Origin of the sequence: Microbulbifer sp. VAAF005 (assembly GCF_030012985.1) — a bacterium.
Classification (GTDB): domain Bacteria; phylum Pseudomonadota; class Gammaproteobacteria; order Pseudomonadales; family Cellvibrionaceae; genus Microbulbifer.
Genome location: NZ_CP120233.1, coordinates 4,697,911 through 4,719,490 on the forward strand (window position 1 = coordinate 4,697,911; position 21,580 = coordinate 4,719,490).

Annotated in this window: 22 protein-coding genes; 13 read left to right on the forward strand and 9 right to left on the reverse strand. The window is 48.0% G+C overall.

Translation table 11 applies throughout. The annotated features are described in order from the left end of the window. Positions 1-419 precede the first annotated feature (419 nt). Genes P0078_RS21055 through P0078_RS21065 form a run of 3 tightly spaced genes read right to left on the reverse strand, consistent with a single transcriptional unit; the run spans position 420 to position 1,617 of the window. A complete protein-coding gene (locus P0078_RS21055) occupies positions 420-998 on the reverse strand; it encodes a group II intron maturase-specific domain-containing protein (RefSeq protein ID WP_353057018.1) in 579 nt (192 codons plus the stop codon). Then, positions 979-1,404 carry a reverse transcriptase domain-containing protein gene (locus P0078_RS21060; protein WP_353057088.1) on the reverse strand — a complete coding sequence of 142 codons (426 nt, stop codon included), beginning with the start codon at positions 1,402-1,404 and terminating at the stop codon, positions 979-981. Before P0078_RS21060 ends, P0078_RS21055 begins: the two co-directional genes overlap by 20 nt. Before the next feature lie 3 nt (positions 1,405-1,407). After that, positions 1,408-1,617, reverse strand: coding sequence for a hypothetical protein (locus P0078_RS21065; RefSeq protein WP_282930962.1), 210 nt, complete (start codon positions 1,615-1,617; stop codon positions 1,408-1,410). A gap of 691 nt (positions 1,618-2,308) precedes the next feature. Between P0078_RS21065 and P0078_RS21070 the strand changes: the two genes are divergently transcribed. Further along, complete coding sequence (locus tag P0078_RS21070) at positions 2,309-2,728, forward strand: hypothetical protein (RefSeq protein WP_282931852.1); 420 nt, start codon at positions 2,309-2,311, stop codon at positions 2,726-2,728. A 28-nt stretch (positions 2,729-2,756) separates the two neighbouring features. Here P0078_RS21070 and P0078_RS21075 read toward each other — a convergent pair whose 3' ends face one another. After that, on the reverse strand, positions 2,757-3,698 hold the full coding sequence (locus tag P0078_RS21075) for an IS110 family RNA-guided transposase (protein ID WP_282931853.1): 942 nt from the start codon (positions 3,696-3,698) through the stop codon (positions 2,757-2,759). 316 nt (positions 3,699-4,014) lie between these two features. Between P0078_RS21075 and P0078_RS21080 the strand changes: the two genes are divergently transcribed. The 5 genes from P0078_RS21080 (at position 4,015) to P0078_RS21100 (ending at position 7,460) form a co-directional block, all read left to right on the forward strand. Continuing rightward, on the forward strand, positions 4,015-4,518 hold the full coding sequence (locus P0078_RS21080) for a hypothetical protein (RefSeq protein WP_282931854.1): 504 nt from the start codon (positions 4,015-4,017) through the stop codon (positions 4,516-4,518). 102 nt (positions 4,519-4,620) lie between these two features. Next, positions 4,621-4,833, forward strand: coding sequence for a hypothetical protein (locus tag P0078_RS21085; RefSeq protein ID WP_282931855.1), 213 nt, complete (start codon positions 4,621-4,623; stop codon positions 4,831-4,833). 710 nt (positions 4,834-5,543) lie between these two features. Then, positions 5,544-6,266 (forward strand): protease inhibitor BamI-like protein, encoded by a 723-nt coding sequence (locus P0078_RS21090; protein WP_282931856.1) that lies wholly within the window; start codon positions 5,544-5,546, stop codon positions 6,264-6,266. A gap of 23 nt (positions 6,267-6,289) precedes the next feature. Beyond that, positions 6,290-6,700 carry a M12 family metallo-peptidase gene (locus P0078_RS21095; RefSeq protein ID WP_282931857.1) on the forward strand — a complete coding sequence of 137 codons (411 nt, stop codon included), beginning with the start codon at positions 6,290-6,292 and terminating at the stop codon, positions 6,698-6,700. Beyond that, entirely contained in the window at positions 6,675-7,460 is a 786-nt protein-coding gene (locus P0078_RS21100) for a reprolysin-like metallopeptidase (RefSeq protein ID WP_282931858.1), read from the forward strand. The genes P0078_RS21095 and P0078_RS21100 overlap by 26 nt, the downstream gene beginning before the upstream one ends. A gap of 510 nt (positions 7,461-7,970) precedes the next feature. Here the strand turns inward: P0078_RS21100 and P0078_RS21105 are convergent. Continuing rightward, the gene (locus tag P0078_RS21105; RefSeq protein WP_282931859.1) at positions 7,971-8,906 is read right to left on the reverse strand and encodes a TauD/TfdA family dioxygenase; all 936 of its coding nucleotides are present in this window, start codon (positions 8,904-8,906) and stop codon (positions 7,971-7,973) included. Next, positions 8,899-9,669 carry a class I SAM-dependent DNA methyltransferase gene (locus P0078_RS21110; RefSeq protein ID WP_282931860.1) on the reverse strand — a complete coding sequence of 257 codons (771 nt, stop codon included), beginning with the start codon at positions 9,667-9,669 and terminating at the stop codon, positions 8,899-8,901. Before P0078_RS21110 ends, P0078_RS21105 begins: the two co-directional genes overlap by 8 nt. A 670-nt stretch (positions 9,670-10,339) precedes the next feature. Here P0078_RS21110 and pcaB point away from each other — a divergent pair. Both pcaB and P0078_RS21120 read left to right on the forward strand, forming a co-directional pair. Beyond that, positions 10,340-11,689, forward strand: a complete 1,350-nt coding sequence (gene pcaB / locus P0078_RS21115) for a 3-carboxy-cis,cis-muconate cycloisomerase (protein WP_282931861.1) — start codon at positions 10,340-10,342, stop codon at positions 11,687-11,689. Between the two features lie 322 nt (positions 11,690-12,011). After that, positions 12,012-12,752, forward strand: a complete 741-nt coding sequence (locus P0078_RS21120; protein ID WP_282931862.1) for a carbon-nitrogen hydrolase family protein — start codon at positions 12,012-12,014, stop codon at positions 12,750-12,752. 39 nt (positions 12,753-12,791) lie between these two features. Here the strand turns inward: P0078_RS21120 and P0078_RS21125 are convergent, their stop codons facing one another. The 3 genes from P0078_RS21125 to P0078_RS21135 all read right to left on the reverse strand — a co-directional run bounded on the left by P0078_RS21125 (position 12,792) and on the right by P0078_RS21135 (position 15,747). Next, a complete protein-coding gene (locus tag P0078_RS21125) occupies positions 12,792-13,844 on the reverse strand; it encodes an NAD(P)H-dependent flavin oxidoreductase (protein WP_282931863.1) in 1,053 nt (350 codons plus the stop codon). A gap of 130 nt (positions 13,845-13,974) precedes the next feature. After that, positions 13,975-14,712 (reverse strand): TIGR04219 family outer membrane beta-barrel protein, encoded by a 738-nt coding sequence (locus P0078_RS21130; RefSeq protein ID WP_282931864.1) that lies wholly within the window; start codon positions 14,710-14,712, stop codon positions 13,975-13,977. A gap of 162 nt (positions 14,713-14,874) precedes the next feature. Beyond that, positions 14,875-15,747, reverse strand: coding sequence for a LysR family transcriptional regulator (locus P0078_RS21135; protein WP_282931865.1), 873 nt, complete (start codon positions 15,745-15,747; stop codon positions 14,875-14,877). 197 nt (positions 15,748-15,944) lie between these two features. Between P0078_RS21135 and leuC the strand changes: the two genes are divergently transcribed. The 5 genes from leuC (at position 15,945) to P0078_RS21160 (ending at position 21,529) form a co-directional block, all read left to right on the forward strand. After that, positions 15,945-17,393, forward strand: a complete 1,449-nt coding sequence (gene leuC, locus P0078_RS21140) for a 3-isopropylmalate dehydratase large subunit (RefSeq protein WP_282931866.1) — start codon at positions 15,945-15,947, stop codon at positions 17,391-17,393. Further along, the gene (leuD, locus tag P0078_RS21145) at positions 17,393-18,040 is read left to right on the forward strand and encodes a 3-isopropylmalate dehydratase small subunit (RefSeq protein ID WP_108732431.1); all 648 of its coding nucleotides are present in this window, start codon (positions 17,393-17,395) and stop codon (positions 18,038-18,040) included. Before leuC ends, leuD begins: the two co-directional genes overlap by 1 nt. A 30-nt stretch (positions 18,041-18,070) precedes the next feature. Further along, on the forward strand, positions 18,071-19,129 hold the full coding sequence (gene leuB, locus P0078_RS21150; RefSeq protein ID WP_502867302.1) for a 3-isopropylmalate dehydrogenase: 1,059 nt from the start codon (positions 18,071-18,073) through the stop codon (positions 19,127-19,129). A 99-nt stretch (positions 19,130-19,228) separates the two neighbouring features. Further along, on the forward strand, positions 19,229-20,344 hold the full coding sequence (gene asd, locus P0078_RS21155; protein ID WP_282931868.1) for an aspartate-semialdehyde dehydrogenase: 1,116 nt from the start codon (positions 19,229-19,231) through the stop codon (positions 20,342-20,344). Positions 20,345-20,533: 189 nt separating this feature from the next. Next, positions 20,534-21,529, forward strand: a complete 996-nt coding sequence (locus P0078_RS21160) for an Asd/ArgC dimerization domain-containing protein (RefSeq protein WP_282931869.1) — start codon at positions 20,534-20,536, stop codon at positions 21,527-21,529. Positions 21,530-21,580 lie beyond the last annotated feature (51 nt).

A 21,580-nucleotide genomic window follows, 5' to 3' on the forward strand; every position in this document is an offset into this window, starting at 1 on the left:
CCCGATTATGTTCTCACAAGAATTTAAGTATGGATGAAATCGTTTGGCTTAAGAGGATTGAGCCTTTTAAATACACGAGCAAACCATTCCACTATAAAAAGTCGAATTGGTGCAATATTCAAAAACGTCAATTCCGCTCATATATTGTTCGCATATCAATGAGAGAGCGTCGTAGCTACCCAGGACCAGTTCGTAGTTACTGGCGCCAATTACGATTTGAGGCCATAAAATATTTCGAGTCTAAGTGGGGTGAAGTGCCTCAGGCTATTCGGGGTAGGCATGTTCCACCAAACTCCGTACTATTTAAATCAGAAGGTTGGTCGCAATGGGCAAGATCTTAGACATAAATCGGGTAGCCGGTAGTTTCTAGCTACCGGCCCCCACACCACCCATCGTGCGGGTCCGCAATGGGCGGTTCCCTATCCGTAATGAATCTCTACCCAACGATCTCGCAATGAAATCAACCCCATCTCTTCGAAGAACTCATTATTGAGCGCAATATGAATACCCTCAGTTTTTGCGCTTCGCCAGTAACTTTTACCGGACGAGCCGCAGGTAACTGACAGCGATTCACTCACACCCATACGCAGTAAATTTCGAACTTTCGTTCTCACTCTGCGCCAATTCTTCCAATAGCTCATTCTTAATCGCCGTCGTATCCAGCAGTCTAGATCTATACATTTTTGATAGCCTTGCGCTATCCCAAAATAGTTGATCCAACCACGGAGGTATACGGTAAGTTCTTTCAGCTTCTTTTCCATAGAGATACCACGAGATCGCCCTGTAATCTGGCGGACGCAGTATTTAAATTGGAGCAGGGACTTATCATGCCAGACAAGCTTTGCCCCCCGAAAAGAGAAGCCTAGGAACTTACAACGGCTGACAGGAACCACTTGGCTTTTAGTATCGTTAACTTTGAGCTTAAGCTTGCGCTCAACAAAGCGTTTAATACTCGCCATAACCCGTTCACCCGCGCGTTTAGAGGAAACCACAATCACAAAATCGTCCGCATAGCGGACGAAATTGTGTCGGCGTTTTTTCCAGCTCTTTGTCGAGCAGGTCGAGTACAATATTGGACAGCAGCGGCGATAAAGGGCCACCTTGTGGCACCCCCTCATGACAGGCTTTCCAGCATCCATCTTTTACACTTCCTGCACGCAAGTAGCTTGCGATCAGTTTGAGTAAGCGCTTATCGCTGATTCTTTGGCCAAGTAAATTCATGAGGAAATCATGATTTACCCGGTCGAAGAATTTAGATAAATCGACATCCACTGCTATTCGTTTCCCTCCCTCGATATACTTTCGCAGCTTTTTCACCGCATGATGCTGCGATCGCTTTGGGCGGAACCCATAGCTGAACTCCGAAAAGGTTTTATCGAATCTGGGACCGATGATTTGGGCGATAGCCTACTGAATAACACGATCAAAGATCGTAGGTATCCCGAGACCACGCTGGCCACCATCTGGCTTGCGAATGTAGACGCGCCTGACGGGAAGCGGCTGGTAATGACCCTGTCGAATGGTCTCGATGAGGTCGTCGCCAACTGCCTTGAAGTGCTGCACAAAATTATCGACAGTAATCCCGTCAATGCCTGCGGCACCTTTGTTGCTTCGCACGTGTTTCCATGCAGCATTAAGATTTTCTTTGCTGAGGATGGCTTCAAGCAGATTTTCATTTGAGTTGAGTGTCATGGCAGTGCGCTACGGCAATTTTATATCCGGCTGGCAACATATCAGTAGGCTAGCCCTGTCTTTTAACTCGTGGAGTTTGGGTTCAGGCCTTCACCGCATCCAAGGTATTAATCTTGGTATTAGGCTACTATGCCGTCGGCTGACTTCTGTTTAATCACCTTGATCATTACTGACCAAGGCGCCGCTGTGTTCCACCAATTTTGTTTACCCCCGCGATGGTGGGGCCTACTTATGAGTCAGCGGCCACGCTGACAGCTTTACAGCAGCAGGTTGAACAGATCTCCCCAGATAAAAACGTGAACTTTCACTACACAACTGCATCATTTACTCTACCCGTTAGATCATATGGCTTCGGTGTTCTTGGCCACCTCGCCTCCAGGCTAAGCCTTATATGATGTTTCTGTTCGTCAGCTCGTAGTTTTGCTAGCGGCTTCCTCCCCACAAAACCTCACGGTGTTGCAGTTGCCATTCGCTAGTAGTTAGCATTTAATGGAATCCATTAAACGGTGATCTTCCTACAGGGGACTTTCACCCCATTAGTTCACGCCCATGCTGGGCGTACCAAGGCGCTCAAATACGTTCCGGCCCGTTGGGCCTCCACCGGACACAAAAGGCCGTGGCTCGTTTCACTCTGCCACAACCTTTTGTGCCGTTTAGCTTGGCGTTATGTGAGCAGGAAATAGAGCATATGGACATCGCGATACAAATGATTGATCAAGCTTGGCAATTACTTGTGCGTATTCCATTTTGGTTGTTGTTGTCCACACCATTGATAATCGCTCTCTACTTTTATGCAAAGAAAATCAGAAGCGTGCAGTGGAATATGGCAATAAAACTGTTGCTTTTTGTTCCACTTTCGGCCGTCTTACTTGCTCCAATGCCGGTTGGCATGTTCATAGCACTCGTGCCTAATGGTTTTTTGCTCTTTAGTGGCCTTGAGTACTACAGTAGGGTTTTTGCCTGGTGTGTTTCATCCATACTCGTATCAATGATAGTTTGTTACTTCGTAGGCAAGAAATACCTGAGACCCACATAACAAGTGACTATGGTTGCTCGTCAAGTTTTTAAGCCATACTTTCATCCCAGTAGGTGTTGTTTTTCACCATCGTATTCAGGATCGTAATCTGCTTTCTCATGTAGGCAATCAGAGCGACCTTTTTAGGTTTGCCAGCGTCGACTAATCGCTTGTACATCGGCTTTAGTTTGGGATGATGCTGTATGGCCGACATGATGGAAACAAACAAAACCGTTCGTACACGATGCCTTCCACCCCGAATATATCTCTTTCCCTGGAAGCTGCCGCTATCACGGTTCATCGGGGCGATACCGACAAGTGCAGCGATTTCTTTACGGTTCAATTTTCCTAGCTCGGGAAGTTCACTCATCAATGTATAAGCCAATACATTTCCAACCCCTTTAGCGCTCAACAATAGGTCCCGCCTTTGCCGCCACTCAGACACACTGTTAACCAGTTTATCCAGTTGCTTGTCGATACCTTGTAACTCTTTCTTGATGGTGTTTAGAATGGCCTGTATAGGTTTGTGCACTGATTTAGGCATCCTCTGAAGCCGATTCTTTTGCATTGTGCTCATCTCTAAACACTGACTTCTTACCGCCAGTAAGTCACTGATCTCCCTAAGTTTTTCTGGCTTTAGCTCCGATAGTCTTGGCTTTATGGCCTCACCAAAATGTGCAATATCCATTGCATCTAGCTTGTCAGTTTTGGCGAGGCGCTCTGCGGATTTGGCGAAGCTTCTTATCTGTGAAGGGTTGCAAACAACAACAGGTAATCCTGCTTTGTCAGCGGCGCAAACAAACTCTAATTCGAGTCTTCCTGTAGACTCTATTAATACTCTTTGAGGTTTAAGAGGTTGTAATTGTTTAATGGCATCCTTAATTCCATTTTTATCATTGGCAACACTAAAGAACTGGCCAGTAGGTCTCACATAAATATCGAGTTGTTTACTGCTGGTATCGATACCGACATTGATCTCTTGAGGTTCCATAAGATAAGCTATCTCCGCCTTGCTATTCGGGCTCGAGGCCCACATGACTATTCGAGTTATGCCTAGTGAGTGTCTGTCACGTTCCTACTTGTTAACGGTCTTTATAAACCGGCGCAGCAACGAACTGTGACAAACAAGGCCTTCGGTGGCCGCCGAAGGTGGGTCTCAATTTACCCGTTAGCGAAAAGGATTTTCAACATCAGAATCAGGCAAGAACAACCATACAAGCCGCAGAAATCGCTCCCTTTGGTCGCTGGGACAGCCAAAACGCTACGCTTATTTGTCTGCCCTTGTGCGGGGCGTAAAAGGTACGTCAATGATTAGAGCGATTCTCGTAATAGTTTCCCTAATCATAATATCGGGTTGTGTTGGTTTGGCTATTGGTACTTACGGGAAAAAAGAGTGGGCCAGAACAGAATTCAGTCTAGGGAATGAGAGAAATCAATTCTCTTTCGAAAAGAGAGATTCGCCTTACTCAGACCTTGAAATTATTGAACGTTGGGGAGATCCTGATTCTGTAGATCTGTTTGAGTATTGTAAGGTGCTTATTTATAAAGACGGAACATCATGGGCTGGTGCAGGAGCATTTGTTGGCGTAGTGCCAGTTCCGCTCGCGGTACCAACTGGAACGTATAAGAATCGCTTTTATCTTCGTAACAATGCAGCTGTTGGCTTAATTCAAGAGTACGGAGAAATAGATCGTGCTGTTGGCTATACATGTGGTAGCAATGAGTGCGTGGCTAGCGCTGGAGAAAAGGTAAATGAGTCTGAGCTTGATACTAAAGTGGCAGTAACACAATGGTGTGCCAAGTCCCTTTAACAAACGTAGGTAGTATGTTTTCGGGCCTGCGCGGGATGCCCAGCGCTGTGCACATATTGTGCGCGTTGCTGTGTGCGTTATTTGTCACTTTAGGAGCTATCCATGATTTCTGAAGATTTCTCCGAAAGGATTGAGAGCTTTGATGAATGCTTAAGCCTGAAGCTCTCAGAAGTCGACAATATACAAGGTGGAGATTCACTCCTTTACCGAAAAATTCTTTATGTTTCATTTTTAGACTCACTGGCAGCGTGCGTTTATCCAAATTCAGGAAACAAGGTTAGGTTTACTGGACTTATCGATCGATTTTCTCATTAGCCTGATCGGGATAGGCTTTGTATCGTACACATCGCAAGGTTTTGTTCACTAAACTTCGAGCTTTAGCCAGGAAGGCTCAGGCATGAGTCACTCATAATGTTAAAAGAGTGGCAAAATGACTTAGACTACACAGGAATAGTTAGAGGCGAGAAAAACCCAACTTATAGCGATTTTAAGAAAATATGGCCAAAAAGAGCTAGCGAAAGTGGGCTGCCTTATCAGCTTTCCGATTTTAAATTAGTAAATCTGCTGTATCGGTTGAGAAATGTATTGGTTTATTAGTTCCAGTCTCCCGGCCGGGAATTAGGTCCCATATTGCCAGATTAGCATTTTTTCCAGTTGTTCAAAACTATTGATGGAAATCATAAGCTAATTCCTTTGCATTTTGAGTTAGTATATTCATCAGAGTTTTTAAGTGATCTATGTGGAAAAATCTTAAGGAATGTTGTTGCATATCTTAGGGAAAGCAATATAAATCCTTTCCCGAATCATTATTCAGGTGACTACTGGCTGTAGTATCTAAACAAATAACAAGCAGTGGCGGTCGGACCCAGTTTTCGCTCCTGTCTCGCTGAAACCTTCTCTCATTGAGTAGACGCTTGTCTACTCAATGGCGTAAGAAAAAAATAAATCAAGGCTAATAATTTTTTGGTGTTAAGCATTTGCAGTATTTTGCTAGAATAGGTAGGTACCCTTGTTAAGGATAAAAGATGAAATATGGAATGCTGATAGCCCTGGTCGGGGTTGTTACTATATCGGGCTACTTTATACTTGAATCAAATCAAGAGAGTAGAAATTCAGATTTTGATAGAGAGGTACGCAAACCTCGCGACTTCAGTGAACAGAAGAATACCTTGTCTAAAGGGGATAATCGTAAGATAACAAATGAAGAAGCGGGTCAATTAATAGTAATGGAAGAGGCTGGGATTGGAAAATCCGTTGATGAGGGCGAAGTGATGCCCCCAACTTTTGTCGATCGGCAGGAAGACGAGCACTCTCATGATAATGGCCATGATAGTGGTATAAAGTATTTGCTGACCATTAATAATGATATTAATGGTGAGTATACGCCTACAAACCCAGATTTCAGTCGTCACGGAACCCCCATTTCTATCAATGAAGAAAGCATTCGAAGCCTTAGAAAAAATGAACTACTAAATTTTCCTCTCGATAAAAACCGTACTCTTTTGGTCGAAAGTGTCGATAAGAAAAACAGTGGCGCCGTCAATGTCCGATTTTCAGTTGCGAATGAAGACAATATTTATCGAGGCTTTATTACTGTTGGCAATAAAGCTACCTTTGGCCGTATCATTACTCCGGAGGGAGGGTATGAGTTAGAGGTTGTTGATGGTAAGGGGTGGATTGTTAATACAAGTTATATTGATGACAAAATGCCAGAAGATGGTATCGATTACGTGGCACCAAGAAATTAAAAAATTATAATGGAGTAAAGTATATGAATAATAAAGTATGGTTAATTTGTCTTCTTGTTTTAGGTTTCTTTTGGGAGGAGTGTAGTGCTGACGAGGTCACAGTATTAGTTTTATATACAGAGGCAGCACAAAGCTCGGTTGCAGGAGGGGCTATTGAAGATAAGATAGATAGCTATATAGAAGCAAGTAATGATACTTATCGTGCTAGCGGTATTGACATTACTCTTTCCTTGGCAAGTGCACAGCTTATTACCAATGTTGACGATACGAGTACGAATAATACGCAAAACTATAGTTATGAAGATGCGCTAGATGACCTGACAGGTGGTTTGAGCCCCTTTCATAATGTCCCAAATTTGCGTAATACTTATGGTGCTGATTTTGTTGTTTTGTTGCGCGATACGGACAATGATTGGGGGGTACGGATGGATTGATAATGATGGCGGCAGGAGTGATCTCGCATACAGTATCGTTCGCATCAAGAATCCAATGGAAACATTTACTCATGAAATTGGTCACAATATGGGGCTGGCTCATTCTCGCCGCCAGGTGGCAGACGGTGGTGTTCCTGGAATAGAAATATACGCCGCAGGCCATGGTCTGGATAGAAATTATCCGTCGGAGTTTGGTTTTGTGACGGTGATGGCATACGGGTCTGCTTTTAATGGCGCACCAAGGTTGGCACTTATGTCAAATCCTTCTATAAACTGTGATTCTGGTACTAGTGTTAGCCCATGCGGAATTATTGAGACAGATCCCGATGATGGGGCTAATAGCTCGAAAGTCCTCAATGCTAGAAAATCTATATATAGGAATTATCGTCTTGCCCCTACCGTAGCATCAATATCATTTAATGATTCTAATCTATTATCTTGTTTGACCTTTTCACAATTTACTCTTATCCCGGTCTTTACATATCTGAATTGTGCAAACTTTAACATTGAATCTCTGGCTGGTTTAGAGGGTCTTACAGGCTTGACCTATGTAAACATACAAGATAACAATATCTACAGCTTGCAGCCATTGCTTGAATTGCCCAATCTTCAAACTGCTGTAGTTTCCGGAAATGATAATGCAATTTGTTCACAGCTAACTCTTCTTGAAGAAAAACTTGGAGCAAGTAATGTGATACGATCTGATGGATGTTTTCCATTGGCGGCAGTGCTCGTTTCTATAAACACTTTGTTGCTTTAAATCTTGCAGGAGATTGTAAGGGTGGCGTGTATGGTGCTGCAGTTTCATTGTGGCACTATAATAAATACATATACATATATTTTATGTGCAGATTTTTCTGCTTCTATTTCATAAATTAGAAGGTCTTATTTTTACGCAATAAATACAATCTCTTAATGTTGCTGGCAGGTCAATTTATAACTCAATAAATGGCTCATTTGGTGGTCATATATACCGTCCAGTTATTGATTAAGTTTTCGGGGGATTCGCTAAAATTTGACTCTGTATGTTTTTTACTTTATTAGATTTTGTGCGTTTATAGTGACCCACTAATCCCGAGTGCCAGTTCAGGTCTAATTGGGAAGTGGATAGGTATTTCTTAGAAGAGAGGTTCTTTTATACGCTATAAATGGAGAAGCATTTAAGTGCTTCTCCATTTTAATAAAATATTATTGGTTTGCTCAAAAAATTTTCACGCAATAATATTCTGGTATTCAAGATTGTTTAGTTTGTTGATTTATAACATAGGGCTTATTCAATCCATACTCTAGTATAGACCCGTTTCTGTTCTGGAGTATCAATAAACCCATCCCGATCATGTAGGACTTTGGTGTTGTCAACAAACACCATGTCTCCAGTGCCCATATAGAAGCTTAATGTATTTTCGGCGCTGTTCAGTTCGTTGTCTAATATATCTAGAGCTTCGACTACTTCTTGTGATAAAGGCTTGTTCACGCGCTGATGGCCTTTCTCAATCCAGTACCGCATATAACGAATGCTGAGCTTTTCGTTTGAATATTCGAAAATAGGAAAACAGTTCTCAAGTATGTTTTTTATGTTTTTGTCACTGCCTGGAGTAACTAAATCTCTAATATAATTGTTGTACAGGATCTCCAGTTTTTGTGGAGCAGTTTTCCGTAAGTTTTCATGAACTTGAGCCGCAGAAACGATTTTCGATTTTCCACCCTCAATTGCTGGAGTAAGACAGCATAATCCAAGTATCTTTGGTTGTACGGTACGTTGTGAGCTATCAGTATGAACGCTAGTGGGTGCATTTGTCTGAGATACAGGAATAGCTTCGCTAGTGTAGTCTTTTCCTGTGTCGAGAATCCCATAAAGCCGACCATAAGTATCTATAGTATTGCCCATTGCCAGGCTAAGCTTTAGGAATAGTAGGTTAAGCGTTGGCTTACTTAATGATTCCTCGCCCTGTATCCATGCCACACCACTACCATGCTCTATTTCATATTTTATCTGGTTGGCAAGCTGGTCGAACTCAGGTGTGGCAACTGATTCTTGGGTCAGGTTATCAATCGGGCTGTTTTGTTGTTTGGCCCAGCTCTCCAAAGCCTCGACTTCAGATTTCCAGTTTGAAGGCCACAGAAACTTCCAGTTGGAAGTTGCGGTCATATCATTAGCAGTCCAGGCTTGAGCTTGAACTACTTCACTTGGGGCTAAGTTAGTCATTTACTTGCACCTTAAATAATACGTGTAGTGGATAGCCGGCTAGTGGTGAGAAAAAATCTGGATCTAGGTCGAGGTGCTCTTGAGTCACTGAAAGTTCTTGAACAGTTGGTAGGGATCTAAAGCCAGCTTGTGTGAGAGCTTCAAAATAGTGTGAAAAATTTTTATGCACGCATCGCACTGAAACTGGTTTTCCATCTCTGCGCCATATTTTTCCTTCAAATGTTTGATCTATACCATCTAGATAAGTCATGTTGCCGTGTTGAAAGTAGAACGGAGGAACTTCTTCCCTCATGAACGGAAGGCAAGGGTGAGGCACCGTAAAAATAAAGGTACCCCCTTTGTTTAGTAGATTCTTGACCTTGCTTATCACTTTTGTCATTTCTTCTATGGTTAGATAGTTGAAAAGAAATACAGCGATAGCATGGTCAAATTTATCTCTAGGGAATTCTGTAAATGTAACGGCATTTCCAACTGCATATTCTGCTTTCGTCAAATTTCCAGCAGAAGCTGTTTCCTTTGCCTGGGAAATCATCTCTGAGGAAGAGTCAACACCAAAGATTGAACCTGCTCCCTTATCGAGCAGCATCCTGGATACATAGCCTTCACCGCAGCCCATATCCAATATGTTTTTCCCGGAGATATCTCCGATTGCTTCCAAAACTTTGGGGCGAGCGGTGAAATCACTGAGTAGGATTTTCTCAGAGCGGTTCCAGCTGTGAGCTTGTTTGTTATAGATGGTTTCAGTTGATAGTGGTAAGTTCATCCCGAACTGCTCCTTCAATTTTAGGGATAAAGTATGCTATGCAGTGGTGTGTGTATTGGTGTTTACTACATGGCTGGTGAAATTTTAGGTATTTGCGGCTTTAATTATTTAAGTTTAATTGCTGTTTTGATAAGGCTAGCATTTTAAATATATAAAATTAGTCGTTTCCAGGAAGTCCATTTGGTAGTTTTTTGTATTCTGCAGCTTATTTTGGGTGGGCATGCTGGCAGTTTTTTATTGTTTGGTTTTGTTGCTTAGTTGAGTATGCAAAGCTGGAGGAGGAGCGTCAAGGTCTTTTCTTTGAGATGGAATATTCATAATTTACATTTTATTTATATTTTTCATGCCGGCTCAGGTTAGCAGTACTTTTGTTTTTAGAGTTGACATATGTCAAATAAAACTTATTTTTTGGGGTTGAATTTAATGGATTAAATTCGCTTTAAGATGCTGTTTGGGTAGGGGGAATGTAATCAGAAGTATGTTTTAGCTTGTAGTATTCAATTCTCTTAGGTTGGCTTGCTGTGCTTGATTAACGGCGCCTCTAGTTCCCCATATTCTTGGCGTCTCGATACTTAGAATAATTTTTTAGGATATCTTTTCCTTGGCTAGTCTGATGTTATTGTACTTTTGATTTTCTGGCGTCTAGGCATCTCGTTAAGCGTGATTTGATATGAGAGCAACCGCGATTGATTCGGTCGTTTTTTGCGATATTTTTAGTACATCAGCAATGCGTAAAGTTTTCTCGGATGAACAACGCGTGCAGTACTATCTCGATGTTGAAGCGGCGCTGGCCAAAGTACAGGCGGGGCTAAATATAATCCCTGCAGAGGCTGCAGAGGACATTACTCAACACTGTGATGCCAAGCAGGTAGATTTTGTAAAGCTTAAGGAGCAAACGGAGCTGATTGGTTACCCGGTGCTGGGTGTTGTAGAGCAGCTAGTGGCACTGTGTAGTCGAGATTTAGGGCAGTGGTGTCATTGGGGGGCTACTACTCAAGATATTACGGATACGGCAACCGTCTTACAGATTAGGGCGGCGCTTGAAATTGTTGAGACGGAGGTCAATGCAATCGCAGATGCTTTAGCAAGCCTGGCCAAGCGTTTCAGGGATACGCCTATGGTTGGGCGCAGCAATCTTCAACAAGCGGTACCTATAACGTTCGGCTACAAGGCGGCAGTTTGGTTGGCTGGTATTCATCGCCATCAAACGCGCTTAAGAGAGATAAAGTCTAGGGCGTTTGTAGGGGAATTTGGTGGTGCGGCGGGTAATCTTTCTTCCCTGGGGCATCAGGGGCTAGAAGTTCAAAGAGGAATTATGCAGGAACTCGATCTCGGAGTCCCTTGTATCGCCTGGCATACGATGAGAGATCGCGTTACCGAAGTGGCTTGTCTATTGGGGCTGATTACTGGCACCTTGGGAAAAATAGCCCTCGATATAAAACTAATGGCACAGACAGAAGTCGGGGAGGTGGCGGAGCCTCTTATATCTGGCCGGGGTGCGTCTAGTACAATGCCCCAAAAACACAATCCTCTATCAGCAGTTCTTATCAGCGGTACTGTCCCAGTGGTTAGACAGCAGGTTGCCTCTTTGCTGGAAGCGATGGTTGAAGACCATGAGCGGGCTACGGGCCCGTGGGAGATAGAGTGGATTGTTCTGCCGGAAATATTCTGTCTTACCGCATCGGTATTATCCCAGGCACGTTTTGCGCTAGAAGGACTTCAGGTATTTCCAGAAAAAATGATGCGAAACTTGGAAATGACTGGAGGTTTAGTGCTCTCTGAGGCTGTAATGATGGGACTGGGACCGAAACTGGGGCGTGAGAATGCCCACGATTTGGTTTACCAGATTTGCTGCCAGGCAATGGAGACGGGTCGTCCTTTTTCTGACTTGTTAAAGGAAGATAGACTGGTGTCGGGGGCTCTCTCTGATGCGGAGTTAGATCAACTTCTTGACCCTCATAACTATCTTGGATCATGCGGGGAGATGGTTGATGCAACGCTTGCTGGAAAAGAGCGCTGACTCAGTAACCTGCCGTTTCCCAATTGTCAGTGCTAGCTGCTGTGGATTGATTCTTGTGTCCGCTGCTCTTAATGCAAACTCTCTAAGATTAGAGTCTAAATATTTATCTTGGCTGGTTGTTATTTTTTCAGTCAACTATTTTATTTTTAAATAGATACCTGAAGAAAATGTAGGTTATTTATTTAAAGATAGGGATTCTATAGCTGGAAGAAACTTAAAAATTAACACAATCAAGAATCGATGCTTATTACTTGTGGTGTAACATATACAGTAATTTATTCGGTTCATGTTGTATTTAACTGGTGATCTGAAGGGTGGGGTGATGGGCAAGTTTAAATTGGCATTGGCACAGTTGCCGTCAGTGAAAGGAAATATTGAACGCAATATTGAGTCACATGTCCGTGCTGTAAAAGTCGCAGTAAGGAAAAAGGCCTCTATTGTGGTGTTTCCCGAGCTTTCATTAACTGGTTATGAGCCGGATCTGGCTGAACAATTAGCGCTTAAGATCGACGATCCACAGTTAAGCCCTCTAGCGGAGGTGGCAGCTGACAGTGGTGTTTGGCTAGTTGTGGGTGCGCCTATTCGTCAGAAGAATGGTATTGCGATCGGTTCGCTCGTATTTTCTCCTCAGGGTGAGATTTCTGTTTATTTGAAAATACATTTGCACCCTGGAGAAGAAAAGTGGTTTGTTCCCGGAGTTGAATATCTATCACTGAACATCGAAGGTGAGACCGTAGCTCTGGCTATTTGTGCAGATGTGTGTAACCCAGGTCATGTTGCCGCCTATGAAAAGCAGGGGGCTTCAGTTTATGTGGCGGGGGTATTGATTACTCCGACGGGATACCCGGAGGATAGTCAACAGTTGGCAAATTATGCTTTAGAGCACAATTTATTGGTGGCTATTGCGAACTTTAATCAGCCGACGGGTGGTTATTCCACAGCCGGCTGTAGTGCAGCTTGGGGCCCCGAAGGTGAGATTGTCAGTGCGAGTGATACAGCCAGCCAACTAGTTTGCGTTGAGCGTGATGATGAAGGGTGGTGTTCGGAGATTGTGTCTCTTTAATTGTGCAACTCTATAAATGGTAGTTGCCAATAGCTCCCTTCATTGACTCGCTTCCAGCTCTGCTACTAAAGCTGTCACCAATCCGGCTGCGGGCAGGGCTCGTGCGAGAGGGGCTCCTTGTCCGGCCCATTGAACGGCATATTCGTCATTGCCCGCTTTTGCAGCTGCTTGAGCCAGGGCTTTGCCCGCGGAGTAAGCGATCGGGTAATCCGGCAGAGGGGGAGCGCCCTTACTTAGTGCTTTATAGAATTGGTTGCTGATACCGCGAGCGGGGCGCCCGGAAATATTGGCGGTGATCTCTGTGTGCTGTGCGCGCTCACTTTGCAAGGCGCTGCGGTAGCTGTCGGAGGCCGCAGATTCCGGACAGAGGACAAATGCGGTTCCCATTTGCACGGCGCTAGCCCCGAGAGATAGTGCAGCGCGAATGCCAGCGCCATCCATAATGCCACCCGCAGCAACGATTGGTAGGCTACTGTGGCAACACAGCAATCGCACCAGCGCCAGAGTTCCAATTTCCTGGTCGCCCTCTGGGTGGAAGACCCCCCTATGCCCACCAGCCTCAATACCTTGGGCAATTAAAACATCGATATCAGCATCCTCAGCCAGTTTGGCTTCTTGAGGAGAGGTTGCCGTGGCCATCAAGATAATCCCTGCACCTTTTAGTGCGGCGATAAACTCTTCTGACGGTAGGCCAAAGTGGAAGCTGACAACCGGTGGCTTTTGCTCGAGCAAAACTTCCAGCATGGCCTTATTGCCGATAAATGTTGAGTAGGGTTCATTGATCAGCTTGGGAACCGGTGCATCGAGGGCGGCAAAATGTGGGGCGAGATGGGAAAGCCAGGCTTGCTCCCGTTGGGGATCTTTTGTCGGGGGCTGGTGGCAAAAGAGGTTTACATTAAAGGGGTGCTCGGTCTGGTCGTGAGTACAACGAATTTCATCTACGGCTTTTTCCACTGAGCAGGCGCCGAGTCCAAGTGAGCCGAGTCCTCCTGCATTGGATACAGCGGCGGCGAGAGCGGGTGTGGATACCCCGGCCATGGGTGCTGCAAAGATGGGATGGGAAATTCCGAGTTTTTCGAGTAATGGATTCATGGCCCTGCCTGTGAGTTGCGCTCCCCTTCTGGGCCACCTTAGTGCAGATTGTGCGAGGTAGCTATACCTCGCAGGCGTTACTGCTGCAAAAGTTTTTGGGGAGCGCGAACAGCAATCCTAGGTGGATTGCTTACAGGTGCAGGTTGAAACCGATGTATGGGCCTTTGATTTCAATATCGCTCTGCAAGTCGTCGAGCTCTTCCAGGTCGAGAGTCATTACGCGATAACCTGCTTCGATGGCAAAGTCGACAGCTGGTACAAAATCCCAGCGCACTTTAGCTGTCAGGTCGGTATGGGTATCGCCACGGTAGGCTGTTGCATTGCCTTGGGCAATTACAGACCAGCCGGTAAATGGAAGATCAAAGCGCGCCATGCCGTAGGCCATTGGCAGGTAGCCAGTGAGGTCGACAGTCTCTGCCTGGGTATCGCTCACTGCGGTAAATTCACCGTCATACATACGCGCGGTCAAACCGACATCCAGGTTTACCCAGTTGTCCAAAATTTCGTAGTAAAGGGTAGCGTCGGTATGGGTGAGGTTCAGATCTGTGCGGATTTCTGAATTGGCAGTGAAGGTTTCATCATCAAAAGTAACGGAGGTGGCCAGGGTATCGTCACCGTCGGTATCGATATTGCTGTGGGCCAGAAGCACATTGGGCACCAGGGGAATGGGGTGTTCCAGGGCAACCTGCAAGAAGGTAATGTTATCTTCCGAGAGGGACAGGTTATCCAGCTTGTATTCGTCGGTACCGATATTACCGCTGTAGCCTGGCAGCCATGCGCCGGCAGTAGCATCAAGGCCGAGGATAGTATCTGCGCTTGCGGTGCCGCAGGCGAGGAGGGTACTCAAGGCAAGTGCGGATTTCTTCATTGACTTCACTCCGTGATGAATTTGTCGCGGAGTTTACAGATAAATTTTTCCCGTGCCGTGGCTAAGTTGCACATTTTTACAAATCTTTAACGTTTTGCACTGGTAAAAATGGTGCGCTTGGGTATTGCCTGTTAGTAAATTGATCGCTTTTTTCCTGCCCCACTAAATAGCTGCTTCGAACAACATCTGTTGTAGCGCGCTGGCGGGATTGCTCAATGTTCGGCCCCGGTGACTGATTACGCCAAGGTTTCGTAGTACTTGCAGCTTTTTGACTGGCAGCACTGCCAGGCTGCTGTCCACCAATGTGTGGGGCAGAACACTCCAGCCGAGACCGACACAGGCCATCATCTTAATGGTTTCCAGATAGTTGGTTGCCAGTTTCGCGGTGAGTTTTAACCCTTGGGCATCAAACTCTCTTTTGATCAGGCGCCCGGTATAGGTATTCATATCCGGCAGTATGGCGGGATAGTTGGCGAGGTCGGTGAGTTCCAGTTCCGGCAGCTTTGCCAGGGGGTGATCCGGGGCGGCCACCACAACACAGGGGTCGGGCCAGATCACTTCGGCATTCAGGTGCGGATACTCCTTAAGTGCCAGGGTGACCACGGCCAATTCATATTTGGCGGCCATCAGGGCTTCGTAAGCTTGTTCCGAGTCGACAAAATCGATGTCCAAGGCAACCTGTGGGTAGCGGAAACTGAACTCTTTCAGCACTGGAGGTAGATGATGTAGACCCACGTGATGGCTGGTGGCGATACGCAAGCTGCCGCTGACCGAGTTGCTCAAAGCGCGCAATTCCCGCTCGGTGTCGCTGATTTCATTAAGTATATGGCGGGCGCGGGGCAGCAGGGCGCGACCGGCATCGGTGAGCTGCAATCGCCGTCCGATGCGGTCAAACAGCGGGGAGCCCAGTTGCTGTTCCAGGGCAGCCAGACGCTTACTCATGGCGGGCTGGGTCAGGTGCAGCAGCTCGGCGCCTTCAGATACCGAACCCTGTTCGGCGATTGCCAGAAATGCCCGCAGCCACTGTAGTTCCAAGTTGTTTCCCCTGAAGCGGTTTGTCGATAAAGGCTCAAATTGAGCCGCTGGATAAATGGCAGTGACGCCAGAAGATGGATATTACCCCAGTTTGGCTTTCGAATTCCATTTAGGAATACTTTGGATAATAAATATAAATTGGTGTTATTTGGTGGGTCTGGGTAGACTCAGGCTCTTAACTACTGAGAGGAATGGCTGTGGCAGGGCAAACACTCTACGACAAACTCTGGCAGGACCACCTGATCAAGAACTGTGATGATGGCTCCTCACTTATCTATATCGACCGCCACCTGATTCACGAGGTGACCTCCCCCCAGGCGTTTGAAGGCCTGCGTCTGGCTGGTCGCAAACCTTGGCGCAAGGATTCGCTAGTCGCCACTCCCGACCACAATGTGCCTTCCGAGGCGGCCGAGCGCGCCGCTGGCGTCAGTGGTATTCGCGATGATATCTCCCGAATCCAGGTACAGACCCTGGATGAAAACTGCCGTGACTTTGATGTAGTCCAGTTCGGTATCAATGAGCCGGGACAGGGTATTGTGCATGTGATCGGCCCGGAAACAGGTGCGACACTGCCGGGTATGACGGTGGTTTGTGGCGACTCACATACCTCCACCCACGGGGCGCTCGGCGCCTTGGCCCACGGTATTGGCACTTCTGAGGTGGAGCATGTGATGGCTACCCAGTGCCTTACCCAGAAGAAAATGAAGAATATGCTGGTTCGCGTCGACGGCCAGCTGCGCCCAGGTGTCACGGCTAAAGATGTGGTGTTGGCGATCATTGGCAAAATTGGCACTGCTGGCGGTACCGGTTACGCGATCGAGTTTGGCGGCGAAGTGATGCGTAATATGTCCATGGAAGGCCGTATGACCGTGTGCAATATGGCCATTGAAGGCGGTGCTCGCGCGGGGATGGTGGCGGTAGACCAGATCACTCTCGATTACGTGAAAGGCAAGCCCTACGCACCGAAAGACGAAATGTGGGATCGGGCAGTTGAGGCCTGGAGCCACTTGCACTCCGATGACGATGCGGTATTCGACGAAGTCGTGGTATTGGTCGGTGAGGATATTGAGCCGCAAGTCAGCTGGGGCACTTCCCCGGAGATGGTGGCGCCGATCAGCGCCCAGGTGCCTACCCCCAGTGACGAGAGCGATGCCACCAAGCGTACGGGCATGGAGCGAGCGCTGGAATATATGGGGTTGAACGCTGGGCAGAATATCAGCGATATCAAACTGGATCGCGTATTTATCGGCTCCTGCACCAACTCCCGGATTGAAGATCTTCGCGCAGCAGCAGAAGTTGCCAAGGGTCGTTACAAGGCGGATAGCGTCAAGCAGGTGCTGATTGTTCCGGGCTCCCAGGCGGTAAAAGCCCAGGCTGAGCGCGAGGGGTTGCACGAGATTTTTGTTGAAGCCGGTTTTGAGTGGCGCGAACCGTCCTGTTCCATGTGTCTGGCGATGAATGCGGACAAGCTGGGGGCGGGAGAGCACTGTGCTTCCACCTCCAACCGCAACTTTGAAGGGCGCCAGGGTTACGGTGGCCGCACGCATCTGGTGAGTCCCAGTATGGCGGCAGCGGCTGCAATTGCCGGCCACTTTGTCGATGTGCGAGAGATGGCACCGGTACAGCTGGAAGAGGAGATGGCCTGATGAAAGCGTTTACCCAGCACGAGGGTCTCGTGGTACCAATGGATCGGGCCAATGTGGATACCGACCTGATCATCCCCAAGCAGTTCTTGAAATCCATTAAGCGCTCTGGCTTTGGCCCGAACCTGTTTGATGAGTTGCGCTACCTGGATGAGGGGGTTCCCGGGCAGGACTGTTCCGGCCGTCCGCTCAATCCGGACTTTCCCCTTAATTTCCCCCGTTACCAGGGTGGTTCAGTGCTGATTGCACGGGAGAATTTTGGCTGCGGTTCCAGCCGTGAGCATGCGCCCTGGGCATTGGAAGATCACGGCTTCCGCGCAATTATCGCGCCCAGCTTTGCCGATATCTTTTTCAATAACTGTTTTAAAAATGGTCTTTTGCCGATTGTCCTGGCGGAAGATGTCGTGCATCAGTTGTTTGAGGAAACACACGGGCAGGAGGGCTACGCGCTCACCATCGACCTGGAACAGCAGCATGTGCGCAAGCCCTGTGGCGAGCTGATTCCATTTGAAGTGGATGCCTTCTACAAGCACTGTTTGCTAAATGGTCTCGATCATATCGGTCTGACCCTGGAGCACGCCGACGATATTCGCGCTTATGAGCAGGCGCGCCGAGAGAAAGCCCCTTGGCTTTTTGATGCGGTTCAGTAATTAAAGGAAATTCCTGTGACGAAAAAAGTAATGATTCTGCCGGGTGACGGCATTGGTCCGGAAATTGTTGAACAAGCCATGGCGGTGCTGGAAGTTGCATCGGGAAAATTCAATCTGGGGCTCAGCTTTGAGCAGGGCCTGATTGGTGGCTCATCTATCGATGCCCACGGTGAGCCTCTGACCGACGAAACTCTGAAGGCGGCGGGTGACTGCGATGCGGTGCTGCTCGGCGCTGTAGGCGGCCCCCAGTGGGATACCCTGGAGCGGGAAATTCGCCCGGAAAAAGGCCTGTTAAAAATTCGCAGCGGACTGGGCCTCTACGCAAATCTGCGCCCGGCGATTCTCTACCCGCAACTGGCCGATGCCTCTTCGCTAAAGCCTGAAGTGGTCGCCGGCTTGGATATTCTGATTGTGCGCGAATTGACCGGCGGCATTTACTTTGGTGAGCCGCGCGGTATCAAGACATTGGAAAATGGTGAGCGTCAGGGCTTTAACACCTACGTGTACAGCGAATCAGAAATTGAACGCATTGCCCGCTCTGCCTTTGAGGCGGCACAAAAGCGCAATGGCAAACTCTGTTCTGTAGACAAAGCCAATGTACTGGAAGTGACAGTACTCTGGCGCGAGGTGTTGGATCGCCTGGCTTCGGAATATCCCGATGTAGAGCTGTCCCATATGTACGTGGACAACGCGGCGATGCAATTGGTGCGGGCGCCCAAGCAGTTTGATGTGATGGTAACTGGCAATATGTTTGGCGATATCCTCTCCGATGCTGCCGCCATGCTTACCGGTTCCATTGGTATGCTGCCCTCCGCCTCCTTGAACGAAAGCGGTTTTGGTCTTTACGAGCCCTGCCATGGCTCCGCTCCGGATATTGCTGGCCAGGGTATCGCCAACCCACTGGCGACTATTTTGTCTGCTGCCATGATGTTGCGCTATTCCCTCGATATGAATGAGGCCGCAGATGCGATTGAAGCAGCAGTGAGCAAGGTGTTGGAGCAGGGTTTGCGCACTGCCGATATTTATACCGGCGGCTGCCAGAAAGTCTCTACCGCAGAGATGGGCGCTGCCGTTGTAGCCGCACTTTAAGTTTCGATTCCACAAGTTTCGAAACCGCAATTTTCGATTCCACTATCGCGCCGCTTTCCCGGCGGCGCACTTTGACCACCTCACATACAGGACACCGCAATGCAAAGAATAGGTTTTATCGGCTGGCGCGGCATGGTCGGCTCGGTATTACTGGAGCGCATGCGAGCAGAGGATGACTTTGCCCATATCGCCGAACCGGTTTTTTTCTCAACTTCCAATGCCGGAGGCACGGCGCCGGACATCGGCAGGCCGCTGCCGCCACTGGGCGATGCTTACGATATTGATGCACTGAGCCAGCTGGATGCGATTGTCAGCTGTCAGGGTGGCGATTACACCAAGGAAGTTTTTACCCGCTTGCGCGAGGCCGGTTGGCAGGGTTACTGGATTGATGCGGCTTCCAGCCTGCGAATGCAGGATGATGCTGTGATCGCGCTGGACCCGGTTAATCGCGATGTGATTGACCGCGCAATTGATGCCGGACAGAAAAACTTTATCGGTGGCAACTGCACCGTGAGCCTGATGTTGATGGCTCTGGGTGGGCTGTTTAAGGCGGGCATGGTCGAGTGGGTTACCGCCATGACTTACCAGGCGGCCAGCGGTGCCGGTGCGCGCAATATGCGCGAATTGATTGCGCAGATGGGTGCGCTGCGCGATGGTGTGGCAACAGAGCTGGCCGACCCGGCCAGTGCCATTCTGGAGATTGATCGCAAAGTAGCAGCAGATATGCGCTCAGCGGAATTCCCCACCGCAGAATTTGGCGCGCCACTGGCAGGCAGTTTGTTGCCCTGGATCGATACTCAATTGGAGAATGGCCAGAGCCGCGAAGAGTGGAAGGCGCAAGTTGAAGCAAACAAGATTTTACAGACCGAAACCCCGATTCCTGTAGACGGCACTTGCGTACGTATCGGTGCCATGCGCTGTCACAGCCAGGCTTTCACCATAAAATTGAAAAAAGATTTGCCACTTGCCGACATTGAACAATTGTTAAATGGTGCCAACGACTGGGTAAATGTAGTGCCCAATGAGCGTGAGGCTACGGTGCAGAACCTGACGCCAACAGCAGTTACCGGAAAGTTGGATATTCCTGTCGGTCGACTGCGTAAATTGAGCGTTGGTCCAGAGTACTTAAACGCCTTTACTGTAGGGGATCAGCTGCTATGGGGCGCCGCAGAACCCCTGCGCAGAATCCTGCTGATTTTACTCGGCAAACTGTAACTGGTACGGACCTGAGTAAGTCCTCTACTAAGTGTGGAAATAGGCCACTTTAGTGGAGGACTTTTTGCCAAGCTGTGAACTTCTTCGCGTAAAAAACGGCTACTGTTTGTCATAGCGCCTTTTTCGAATTTTCCCCACGGGTATAATCGCCCCTCATTTTCCCTTTCCAATTCAATGAAGTGATTTGCCATGTCCGAAGCCACCCGCGAACTGGTCATTGTCGGTGTTGATAACGCCGCCTTTGGTCCCCTGCTGGAAGTACTCGAAGAGCGTGAAGTAATTTCCGCCGAGCAGCTGAGTTTGCTGGAGACTGACGAACGGGAAGTAGACCCCCAGGTATTTGCCAATCGCAATATTCCGGTAGAGTCCCTGGAGAAATTTACATTTAACGATAAGCAGGTCGTGATTCTGCTGAGCGCCGGCGATGCCGTTGAAGCCGCCATGGCTGCCGCAGAGCAAAATGGCGCCTGGATTGTCGACGTGGCCAACAATACCCGTGGCGATGAAAGTGTTGCCCTGGTACACCCAATGTTTAACAGCGGGGAACTCGCTTCTGCCGAGCGCCGTGTTGTTGCGCTGCCAAGTGCCGGCGCCTCCATGGTGGCGGAAGCCCTGGCGCCCCTGAAAGATAAACTGCAAGCGGTAGAGGTACAGCTCAACCAGCCGGTGTCTGCCCTGGGCAAGGCCGCAATTGATGCGATGGCGGCACAAACCGCGCGGATGTTTAGTGGCCAGGACGCAGAAATTGATCCAGAGATTGGCCACCGATTGGCGTTTAACCAGCTCAGTGCCTGCGAGGCCCTACTCGCGAGTGGCCACACCCTCAGTGAGCTGACTTTGGTTCACGACCTGCGCCGCTTATTTGGAGACGCGGTAGCCGTCGATGCCAGCATCAATACGGTCTCTGTTTTCCACGGTCAGCTAGCTAATTTGGGCGTCGCTTTAACGGAAGATGTCGACCTGGAAAAAGTGCGTGCGCTGCTGGCAAATGGCGCTGGCCTCAACATGGCGGAGCAGCCCTCGGCAGAAAGTGCGGTGGGCAGCGACGTGACAATCATCGGCCGCTTGCGCCAAAGCCTACTTAACAAGCGACAGTTAAATCTTTGTGCGGTGTCTGACAACCTGCGCAAAGATGTAGCAATAAACTGTGCACAAATTGCTCACTTGTTGCTAAAAAACTACTGATAATTAATACTTAGCGGCCATAGTGAAGGTGTAATCTTAACTTTTGCCTGG

Excerpts from the sequence above, each read along its gene's own strand:
- P0078_RS21075 (WP_282931853.1), bottom strand. The coding sequence starts at position 3,698 with ATGGAACCTCAAGAGATCAATGTCGGTATCGATACCAGCAGTAAACAA.
- P0078_RS21080 (WP_282931854.1), top strand. The coding sequence starts at position 4,015 with ATGATTAGAGCGATTCTCGTAATAGTTTCCCTAATCATAATATCGGGT.
- P0078_RS21085 (WP_282931855.1), top strand. The coding sequence starts at position 4,621 with ATGATTTCTGAAGATTTCTCCGAAAGGATTGAGAGCTTTGATGAATGC.
- P0078_RS21090 (WP_282931856.1), top strand. The coding sequence starts at position 5,544 with ATGAAATATGGAATGCTGATAGCCCTGGTCGGGGTTGTTACTATATCG.
- P0078_RS21095 (WP_282931857.1), top strand. The coding sequence starts at position 6,290 with ATGAATAATAAAGTATGGTTAATTTGTCTTCTTGTTTTAGGTTTCTTT.
- P0078_RS21100 (WP_282931858.1), top strand. The coding sequence starts at position 6,675 with ATGATTGGGGGGTACGGATGGATTGATAATGATGGCGGCAGGAGTGAT.
- P0078_RS21105 (WP_282931859.1), bottom strand. The coding sequence starts at position 8,906 with ATGACTAACTTAGCCCCAAGTGAAGTAGTTCAAGCTCAAGCCTGGACT.
- P0078_RS21110 (WP_282931860.1), bottom strand. The coding sequence starts at position 9,669 with ATGAACTTACCACTATCAACTGAAACCATCTATAACAAACAAGCTCAC.
- pcaB (WP_282931861.1), top strand. The coding sequence starts at position 10,340 with ATGAGAGCAACCGCGATTGATTCGGTCGTTTTTTGCGATATTTTTAGT.
- P0078_RS21120 (WP_282931862.1), top strand. The coding sequence starts at position 12,012 with ATGGGCAAGTTTAAATTGGCATTGGCACAGTTGCCGTCAGTGAAAGGA.
- P0078_RS21125 (WP_282931863.1), bottom strand. The coding sequence starts at position 13,844 with ATGAATCCATTACTCGAAAAACTCGGAATTTCCCATCCCATCTTTGCA.
- P0078_RS21130 (WP_282931864.1), bottom strand. The coding sequence starts at position 14,712 with ATGAAGAAATCCGCACTTGCCTTGAGTACCCTCCTCGCCTGCGGCACC.
- leuD (WP_108732431.1), top strand. The coding sequence starts at position 17,393 with ATGAAAGCGTTTACCCAGCACGAGGGTCTCGTGGTACCAATGGATCGG.
- leuB (WP_502867302.1), top strand. The coding sequence starts at position 18,071 with ATGATTCTGCCGGGTGACGGCATTGGTCCGGAAATTGTTGAACAAGCC.
- asd (WP_282931868.1), top strand. The coding sequence starts at position 19,229 with ATGCAAAGAATAGGTTTTATCGGCTGGCGCGGCATGGTCGGCTCGGTA.
- P0078_RS21160 (WP_282931869.1), top strand. The coding sequence starts at position 20,534 with ATGTCCGAAGCCACCCGCGAACTGGTCATTGTCGGTGTTGATAACGCC.